Origin of the sequence: Streptomyces sp. NPDC127114, assembly GCF_042677525.1 — a bacterium.
Classification (GTDB): Bacteria; Actinomycetota; Actinomycetes; order Streptomycetales; family Streptomycetaceae; genus Streptomyces.
Window position 1 is genome coordinate 196,661 of record NZ_JBHXTJ010000005.1, and the last position, 8,734, is coordinate 205,394.

At 73.2% G+C, this 8,734-nt stretch carries 8 protein-coding genes; 7 read left to right on the top strand and 1 reads right to left on the bottom strand.

What is annotated here, in order from left to right; translation table 11 throughout:
* Positions 1–153 precede the first annotated feature (153 nt).
* The 6 genes from ACFVGS_RS07775 to ACFVGS_RS07800 all read left to right on the top strand — a co-directional run bounded on the left by ACFVGS_RS07775 (position 154) and on the right by ACFVGS_RS07800 (position 7,128).
* Complete coding sequence (locus ACFVGS_RS07775; RefSeq protein WP_385691423.1) at positions 154–1,974, top strand: PQQ-binding-like beta-propeller repeat protein; 1,821 nt, start codon at positions 154–156, stop codon at positions 1,972–1,974.
* A gap of 198 nt (positions 1,975–2,172) precedes the next feature.
* Positions 2,173–2,847 carry a LuxR C-terminal-related transcriptional regulator gene (locus tag ACFVGS_RS07780; RefSeq protein WP_385691426.1) on the top strand — a complete coding sequence of 225 codons (675 nt, stop codon included), beginning with the start codon at positions 2,173–2,175 and terminating at the stop codon, positions 2,845–2,847.
* A 161-nt stretch (positions 2,848–3,008) separates the two neighbouring features.
* On the top strand, positions 3,009–4,049 hold the full coding sequence (gene galT / locus ACFVGS_RS07785) for a galactose-1-phosphate uridylyltransferase (protein ID WP_384423417.1): 1,041 nt from the start codon (positions 3,009–3,011) through the stop codon (positions 4,047–4,049).
* Positions 4,046–5,008, top strand: a complete 963-nt coding sequence (galE, locus tag ACFVGS_RS07790) for a UDP-glucose 4-epimerase GalE (protein WP_384423419.1) — start codon at positions 4,046–4,048, stop codon at positions 5,006–5,008. The genes galT and galE overlap by 4 nt, the downstream gene beginning before the upstream one ends.
* 3 nt (positions 5,009–5,011) lie before the next feature.
* A complete protein-coding gene (gene galK / locus ACFVGS_RS07795) occupies positions 5,012–6,166 on the top strand; it encodes a galactokinase (protein WP_385691429.1) in 1,155 nt (384 codons plus the stop codon).
* Between the two features lie 236 nt (positions 6,167–6,402).
* A complete protein-coding gene (locus ACFVGS_RS07800; RefSeq protein ID WP_384423423.1) occupies positions 6,403–7,128 on the top strand; it encodes a LuxR C-terminal-related transcriptional regulator in 726 nt (241 codons plus the stop codon).
* On the opposite strand, the gene ACFVGS_RS07805 is transcribed toward ACFVGS_RS07800, so the two are convergent.
* Positions 7,087–7,584: a MarR family winged helix-turn-helix transcriptional regulator gene (locus ACFVGS_RS07805; protein ID WP_384423424.1), complete on the bottom strand. Its 498-nt coding sequence runs from the start codon at positions 7,582–7,584 to the stop codon at positions 7,087–7,089. The genes ACFVGS_RS07800 and ACFVGS_RS07805 overlap by 42 nt on opposite strands.
* 163 nt (positions 7,585–7,747) lie before the next feature.
* On the opposite strand from ACFVGS_RS07805, the gene ACFVGS_RS07810 reads away from it, so the two are divergent.
* Positions 7,748–8,581, top strand: a complete 834-nt coding sequence (locus ACFVGS_RS07810) for a trans-aconitate 2-methyltransferase (protein WP_385691432.1) — start codon at positions 7,748–7,750, stop codon at positions 8,579–8,581.
* Positions 8,582–8,734 lie beyond the last annotated feature (153 nt).

Consider the following 8,734-nt stretch of genomic DNA (forward strand, 5'->3'; position numbering starts at 1 on the left):
TCTCCGCCTCAACCTACAAGCGGTTGATGGAGACCATGAGTTTGTGGGGGTCGGGCAAGGCACCCCCTCCGTCCCGGCCCCCCCGGAGAGGGCGCGGGCCGTCACGGCCCGTCCGTCCCGCCCGCTTTCCGACCCGACCGAGGTATCCACGTCATGACGCAGCCGCCGCCCCCGCCGAACCAGCCCCCGGGGCCTCCCCCGGGCGGGTTCGGTGCGCCGCAGGACCCTCCGCCCGGGGGCTTCGGCGCGCCGACGCCGCCGCCCGCGCAGCCTCCGGCCCAGCCGCCCTACGGCTACCCGCAGCAGCCGCCCGCGCCGCCCCAGCAGCCGCCCGCGCAGCAGCCGTACGGGTATCCGCCGCAGCAGCCGCCCGCGCAGCCGCAGGAGTACGGCTACCCGCAGCAGCAGTATCCGCAGCAGTCGCAGCAGCCGTACGGCTATCCGACGCAGCCGCAGTACCAGCAGACCCAGCAGGCACCCGTGGTACCGCCCGCCGGCGGCAGGAAGCTGTCCGCGCAGATGCAGATCGTCATCGCGGCGGTCGTGGCCGTCGTGCTGATCATCGGCGGCGGCGTCTGGTACGCGAACTCCGGCGGTGACGACAAGACCGACGACGCCGGCGGCAGTTCCGGCGCCGCGAGCGCCGGCCAGGACGGCGGCAAGGACGGCGGCGGCATCGGCGGGGGCGGCAAGGAGAAGGTCCCCGCGAACCCGAAGTCCACCGCGTCCTTCAAGCTCGAGCTGCCGAACGTCCCGGACATCACCGACGTCACGGGCTCCTGGATCACCGACAAGGCGTACGTGAAGACGGGCGTCGACTCGGTCGTCGGCTACGACCTGGACAAGGGCACGGTCCTGTGGACCCTGCCGCTGACCGGGCAGGTCTGCGGCGCCTCGCGCCACATGACCGCCGACTACAAGGTGCCGGTGCTCTTCGAGGCCGCCAAGCGGGTCGCGCCGCGCTACATCCAGCCGTGCACCGAGGTGGGTCTGCTCGACCTGTCCACCGGCAAGCTGGTGTGGTCCGCCTCGGTCAGCGGCGGCAGCGCCGGCGACAAGAAGGTGACGTTCAGCGAGGTCACGCTGCACGGCCAGACCGTGGCGGCCGGCGGTCTCGACGGCGGCGCCGCCTTCGACCTGGCCAACGGCAACCCGCGCTGGAAGCCGCAGGCCGACGCCGCGCAGTGCAAGGACCTCGGCTACGGCGGCGGCGAGGGCCTGGTCGCCGTGCGCAAGTGCGGGACGTCCGACGACCCGACGGTGATCATCCAGAACCTCAATCCGACGACCGGCGCGCCGATCTCCCAGTACAAGATGCCCAAGGGCGTCGACTGGGCGGGCGTCGTCTCCGCCAAGCCGCTGGTGGTCGCGGCCGACGTCGGTGACACCGCCGGCGACGGCAGCAACATCTCGGACTTCTTCTCCATCGACGAGAAGACCGGCAAGCTCAAGGCGAAGATCACGGCGGACGCGGACCGCTACGCGGCCCGCTGCCGTTCGGCCGCGGTCGAGTCCTGCACGCAGGTCGTCGTCGGCAACAACCGGCTCTACCTGCCGACCGAGGAGCACGAGGGCAGCACCGGCGAGTACGGCGACGAGACGAACGAGATCGTCGCCTTCGACCTGAACAACGGGCAGCTGGCGCCGTACAAGTCGGACGCGGGCGACCGCTACACCCTGATCCCGCTGCGCATGGACGGCGGCAACATCATCGCGTACAAGTGGCCGCCCTACGACAAGGGCGGGCAGATCGTCTCCATCGACGGCGGCAGCATGAAGCCCACGCTGCTCATGGAGAACCCCGCGGACAAGGAGACCCGGTCGGCCGAGACGAGCTTCAGCTCGATCGGCGCCGAGTACCGCTACGCGAACGGCCGGTTCTTCGTCTCGCAGAGGCTCGTCAGCAAGACGAAGAAGGAGACCACCTCCTATCTGAAGTCGTACCTGGCGATGGGCTTCAAGGCCGGCGGCTGACCGGCCGCCGCCCGGCGGCAGCGCCGTGACCGTGGGGTCCCTCCGTTCCGGAGGGGCCCCACGGCCGTCTCCGGGCGGGTGGGTTCCCGCGGGTGTCCCGGCGATTGGGGCAAAGCGGGGCGGGGGAGTGTGCGGGGAGTGTGTAGCTTGCCGGGAGGGTGGCCGGGGGAAGGCCGGCCCGGGGATGGGGGAGGAACGATGGGCGTACGGCTCATGGTGGTCGACGACCACCGACTGCACGCGGAGGCGCTGGCCTCGGCGCTGAAGCTGCGCGGGCACCGGGTGCTCGCCGCGGCGGCGCCGGTGGCCGGGGCCGCGGAGCTGGTGGTGAGCCGCGCGCCGGAGGTCTGCCTGCTCGGCACGGCGGCGCCGGCGGAGCCGGGCACCTTCGACCCGGTCGTACGGATCAAGCGCGAGCGGCCGCAGGTGGCGGTGGTCGTGCTCGGCCCGGTGCCCTCGCCGCGCGGGATCGCGGCGGCCTTCGCGGCCGGGGCGTCGGGCTACGTGCGGCACGACGAGCGGATCGAGGGCGTCGAACGGGCGCTGATCAAGGCGCGGGCGGGCGAGTCGGCGGTGGCGCCACAGCTGATCCAGGGAGCGTTCGCGGAGCTCCTGAACCCGGCGGCGCAGCCGGACGACGAGGGCCAGCGGCTGCTGCGGCTGCTCACGCCGCGCGAGGCGGAGGTCCTGGTCCGGGTGGCGGAGGGCGAGGACACCCGGCTGATCGCGGCGGGCATGGCGATCGCGCCGAGCACGGCGCGCACGCACGTGCAGCGAGTGCTGATGAAGCTGGGCGTCGGCTCGCGGCTCGAAGCGGCGGCGCTGGCGGCGCGGACGGGGCTGCTGGACCGGGTGCCGGTGCAGCGCTCGTAACCGGGCGGGGCGCTTCCGCGGGCTCCCGATTCCTCGGGAACCCTCTTGCGAGTGACACCACGCGGGGTCGCGTGGCGGTGGGTGTTGACCGTCGATGTTTGATTGTGGTTTTTTGTGGGTGGTTCTGTTCGATGGAAGCCCCCGTCTTGAGAAGGCCCCTCGTGAAGAAGACCGTCACCCGCCTCGCCGACGGGCGTGAGCTCCTCTACTTCGACGCGCACGGCGACACCGTCCGCGACGCCCCCGACCGGCGCGCGCTCGACCCCGTGGTGTCCGCCTCCGAGATCCGGCACGACCCCCTGCTCGACGAGAACGTCGCCATCGCCTCGCACCGGCAGGGGCGGATCTACCACCCGCCGGCCGACACCTGCCCGCTGTGCCCCTCCACGGAGGACTGGCAGAGCGAGATCCCGGCCGCGGACTACGAGGTCGTCGTCTTCGAGAACCGCTTCCCGTCCCTCTCCGGCGACAACGGGCGCTGCGAGGTGGTCTGCTTCACCTCCGACCACGAGGCCTCCTTCGCCGACCTCGGCGAGGACCGGGCCGCCCTCGTCCTCGCCGCCTGGACCGACCGCACCGCGGAGCTCTCCGCCCGCCCCGGCGTGGAGCAGGTGTACTGCTTCGAGAACCGCGGTGCCGAGATCGGCGTCACCCTCGCCCACCCGCACGGGCAGATCTACGCCTTCCCCACCGCCACCCCGCGCACCGCGACCATGCTGCGCAACGCCCTCGCCCACCGTGCCCGCACCGGCCGCAACCTCTTCGAGGACGTCCTGGAGCGCGAGCGGGCCGCGGAGCGGGTGGTCCTGGCGGGCGAGCACTGGACCGCCTTCGTGCCGCACGCCGCCCGCTGGCCGTACGAGGTGCACCTCTACCCGCACCGGCGGGTGCCCGACCTCACCGCCCTCGACGAGGACGCCCGCGCGGAGCTCCCCCGGCTCTACCTGGAACTCCTGCGGCGCTTCGACCGGATCTTCGGCCCCGGCCGGCCGCCGACGCCGTACATCGCCGCCTGGCACCAGGCGCCGGTCACGGGTCCCGGCCGGGACGAGTTCGCGCTGCACCTGGAGCTTTTCACCGTCCGCCGGGCCTCTGGCAAGCTGAAGTACCTCGCGGGCACCGAATCCGGCATGGGCGCGTTCATGAACGACGTGTCGCCGGAGTCCGCGGCCGACAGACTCCGAGAGGTGGCAAGCAGTTGAGTAAGTACCTGGTGACGGGCGGAGCCGGCTATGTGGGCAGCACGGTCGCCGCCCACCTGTTGGAGGCGGGGCACGAGGTCACCGTCCTCGACGACCTCTCCACCGGCTTCCGCGAGGGCGTGCCCGCCGGGGCGACGTTCGTCGAGGGCCGCATCCAGGACGCCGCACGGTGGCTCGACGCCTCGTACGACGGCGTGCTGCACTTCGCCGCCTTCTCGCAGGTCGGCGAGTCCGTCGCCAGGCCCGAGAAGTACTGGGACAACAACGTCGGCGGCACCATGGCGCTGATCGCCGCCATGCGCGAGGCCGGCGTGCGCAAGCTCGTCTTCTCGTCCACCGCGGCCACGTACGGCGAGCCGGAGACCGTGCCGATCACCGAGTCCGCGCCGACCGCGCCGACCAACCCGTACGGCGCGACCAAGCTCGCCGTCGACCACATGATCACCGGCGAGTGCGCCGCGCACGGCCTGGCCGCGGTCTCGCTGCGCTACTTCAACGTGGCCGGCGCCTACAAGGAGTGCGGCGAGCGGCACGACCCCGAGTCGCACCTCATCCCGCTGGTCCTCCAGGTGGCGCTCGGCAGGCGCGAGGCCATCAACGTGTACGGCGACGACTACCCGACGCCCGACGGCACCTGCGTCCGCGACTACATCCACGTCGCCGACCTCGCCGAGGCCCACCTGCTGGCCCTCGACGCGATGACGCCCGGCGAACACCTGATCTGCAACCTCGGCAACGGCAACGGCTTCTCCGTGCGGGAGGTCGTCGAGACCGTCCGCAAGGTCACCGGCCACCCGGTGCCCGAGGTCATGGCCGAGCGCCGCGCCGGGGACCCGGCCGTGCTCGTCGCCTCCGCCGAGGCGGCGCGCGAGCGGCTCGGCTGGACCCCGTCCCGCCCGGATCTGGCGGCCATCGTCGAGGACGCGTGGGCGTTCGCGCGGAAGAAGGAGCAGGGATAACGGATGAGCGGTGTCGCGGCGGAGTTCGGTGAGCTGTACGGGACCGCCCCGGACGGGGTCTGGGCGGCGCCCGGCCGGGTCAACCTGATCGGGGAGTACACCGACTTCAACGAGGGCTTCGTGCTGCCGTTGGCTCTGCCGCACACGGCCGTGGCCGCCGTGTCCCGACGGGACGACGGCGTGCTGCGGCTGCACTCCGGGGACGTCGACGGCGGGATCGTCCGGCTCGACGTCGCCGGCCTCGAGCCCGGCGAGGGCGGCCCGGGCGGCGGCTGGGCCGCGTACCCGGCGGGCGTCGTCTGGGCGCTGCGGGAGGCCGGGCACGCGGTGGGCGGCGCGGACGTGCACCTGGCGTCGACGGTGCCCACGGGCGCCGGGCTCTCCTCGTCGGCCGCCCTGGAGGTCGTCACGGCCCTCGCGCTGAGCGAGCTGTACGGGCTCGGGCTCTCCGGGCCCGAGATCGCCCGGATCGCGCAGCGCGCCGAGAACGCCTTCGTCGGCGTGCCGTGCGGGATCATGGACCAGATGGCCTCGGCGTGCGCCGCCGAGGGGCACGCGCTGTTCCTGGACACGCGCGATCTGTCGTACCGGCAGGTGCCGTTCGACCTCGCGGCCGTGGGGCTGCGGCTGCTCGTCGTCGACACGCGGGTCAGGCACGCGCTCGGGGACGGCGCGTACGCGGAGCGGCGCGCCGGGTGCGAGGCGGGTGCGCGGGCGCTCGGCGTGCGGGCGCTGCGCGACGTCGACGCCGTGCAACTGCCCGACGTCCTCGGGCGTTTGACCGACGAAACGGTTCGTCGGTACGTCCGGCACGTCGTCTCCGACAACGACCGGGTGGCCCGGACGATCGACCTGCTGGACGCCGGGGAGCCGCGCGCGGTGGGCCCGCTGCTCGTCGAGGGCCACGCGTCGCTGCGGGACGACCTGCGGGTGTCCTGCCCCGAGTTGGACCTCGCGGTCGAGACGGCCGTGGCGGCCGGGGCGCTGGGGGCGCGGATGACGGGGGGCGGTTTCGGAGGTTCCGCCGTGGTGCTGGTGGAGGACGGGCTCGCCGAGGACGTGACGAAGGCCGTACGGGGCGCCTTCGAGCGGGCCGGCCACGCCGAGCCCGGTGTGCTCGGCGCCGTGCCGTCCGCCGGGGCGCGCCGCGTGGGGTGACCGGCCGCGCGCCGGGGTGGACTTCCGCGATTTAGCCGCGGGGCGCCGAGGGCGCCCCTACTCTGGTGCGCAGCACCGGTGGGGGCCGGTGCTGATCAGGGGTATCGAGACCCGCCGGGTACGGCGCCCGGGGCGGGGGTATCTGTCAGGGCACGGCGGCGGCCGCGCGACCGACGGGACCCGCCCCCCGGCGCCGTACCCGTGCCGGGACGTTCCTCGACCGACTGGGGGTGTCCGTGGCTCGTATCCGTGTCCTGGTGGTGGACGACCACCGCGTCTTCGCCGAGTCGCTCGCGGCCGCGCTCGCGGCGGAGCCGGACGTCGACGTCGCCGCGGCGGGCAGCGGGCCCGCCGCCCTGCGCTGTCTGGACCGCGCCGCCGCGGAGGGGCGGCGGTTCGACGTGCTGCTGGTCGACGCCGACCTGGCGGGTGCCGACGGGGTCGAGCTGGTGGGCCAGGTACGGGAAGGGCGGCCGGGTCTGCGCAGCGTCGTGCTGGCGGAGCGGGACGACGCCCACCGGGCGGCGCTCGCGCTGCAGGCGGGCGCGTGGGGCTGGGTGGCCAAGGACTGCTCGCTGCAGCGGCTGCTCGCGGTGGTGCGGGGCGTGCTGCGGGACGAGACGCACCTGCCGCCCGCGTTGCTGACGGGGGTGCTGCGGGAGCTGACGGAGGCCCGGCGCCACCGTACGGAGAGCGAGCAGCTCGTGGAGTCGCTGACCCCGAGGGAGCGCGAGGTGCTGCGCTGCATGGTGGCCGGCCTCGGGCGGAAGGCCGTCGCCGAGCGGCTCTTCCTGTCGCCGCACACCGTGCGGACGCACATGCAGAACGTGCTGGGGAAGCTGGGCGTGCACTCGACGCTCGCGGCGGTGGCGCTGGCCCGGCGGGCCGGTGTCGGGCCGGCGGAGGACCCGGCGCCCGTCTCAGCCGGGGATGTTGTCGAACGGGGCGGTCAGCTGGCGTAGCAGTCCGGCCAGTTCGCCGCGTTCGGTGCGGGAGAGGCGGGCCAGGATCGCGCGCTCCTGGGCGAGCAGTCCGGCCAGTGCCTGGTCGGCGCGGTCGCGGCCCTCGGGGGTGAGGCGGACCAGGACGCCGCGGCGGTCGCTGGGGTCGGGGAGCCGTTCGACGAGGCCCTTCTTCGCGAGCCGGTCGATGCGGTTGGTCATGGTGCCCGAGGTGACCAGGGTCTGGGTGAGCAGCTGGCCGGGGGAGAGCTGGTAGGGCGCGCCGGCCCGGCGCAGGGAGGTCAGGACGTCGAACTCCCAGGGCTCGAGCTGGTGCTCGGAGAAGGCGAGTCGACGAGCGCGGTCGAGGTGGCGGGCCAGGCGTGAGACACGGCTGAGCACCTCGAGCGGTTCCACGTCGAGGTCCGGGCGCTCGCGGCGCCATGCAGCGACCAGTCGGTCGACCTCGTCCTCCATGGCGATCAGTGTAGAGGGTCTGTTGACATAAAGTCTCTTGATGTCACGAATCTCGATATCGAGTTTCTTGACATCGAGATATAGTCTTCTTGACTATGGGGAAGGGACCGGGCCGGAACTCCGTTCCGTTTCGGCAACTCGTTCCAGCAAGGGGGCTTCGAACATGCATTCCGTGGACTCCGCCGCACCCACGTGGGACCCACAGCAGTACCTGCGCCACTCGGGTCACCGGACCCGACCGTTCCTCGATCTGCTCGCACGAATACCGCAGCTGCCGAACCGACTCCGTCCCGCCCGCATCGCCGACATCGGCTGCGGCCCGGGCAACGTCACGGCCCTGCTCGCCGACCGCTGGCCCGACGCCCACATCACCGGCTTCGACCTCTCCCCGGAGATGCTGGAGCGGGCCGACAAGGACTGGGCGGGCACCACGGCCGGAGGCGGCTGGCTGGACTTCCGGCCCGCCGACGCGGCCCACTGGACACCCGACGAGCCGTACGACCTGATCGTGTCCAACGCCGCCCTGCAATGGGTGCCCAACCACCCCGAGTCCTTCGCCGTCTGGATCGACGGCCTGCGACCCGGCGGCACCCTCGCCTTCCAGGTCCCCGGCAACTTCACCTCACCGAGCCACGCCCTGCTCGGCGAACTGTGCGAGACCCCGGAATGGCGCGACCGGGTGGGCGACCAGGGGCGGCGCTACGTCCACATCCTGGAGCCGGTCGACTACCTGCAGCGGCTGACCGACCTCGGCTGCGAGACGGACGTCTGGGAGACCACGTACATCCAGATGCTCAAGGGCGAGGACCCCGTCCTCGACTGGGTGAAGGGCACCGCCCTGCGTCCCGTGCTGACCGCGCTCCGCGACGACCCCGCGGCCACCGAGGCCTTCCTCGCCCAGTACCGCGACCTCCTCCGCGCCGCCTACCCCCCGGGCCCCCACGGCACCGCCTTCCCGTTCCGCCGCATCTTCGCCGTCGCGAGGAAGGGAGCCTGATGTCCCCCGTCGGCTTAGCCGTCGCCCGTCACGTCCGCACCTGCGCGCCGGCCGGCCGCGGGAACCAAGGCGGCATGAGAAGGGCATCCCGGCCGCCCGGGCCCACGGAGAGAGGAGCGGCCGTGCCGTAATACGGGGGCGGGGCGCCGCACC

Excerpts from the sequence above, each read along its gene's own strand:
- galK (WP_385691429.1), top strand. The coding sequence starts at position 5,012 with ATGAGCGGTGTCGCGGCGGAGTTCGGTGAGCTGTACGGGACCGCCCCG.
- ACFVGS_RS07775 (WP_385691423.1), top strand. The coding sequence starts at position 154 with ATGACGCAGCCGCCGCCCCCGCCGAACCAGCCCCCGGGGCCTCCCCCG.
- ACFVGS_RS07780 (WP_385691426.1), top strand. The coding sequence starts at position 2,173 with ATGGGCGTACGGCTCATGGTGGTCGACGACCACCGACTGCACGCGGAG.
- ACFVGS_RS07810 (WP_385691432.1), top strand. The coding sequence starts at position 7,748 with ATGCATTCCGTGGACTCCGCCGCACCCACGTGGGACCCACAGCAGTAC.
- ACFVGS_RS07805 (WP_384423424.1), bottom strand. The coding sequence starts at position 7,584 with ATGGAGGACGAGGTCGACCGACTGGTCGCTGCATGGCGCCGCGAGCGC.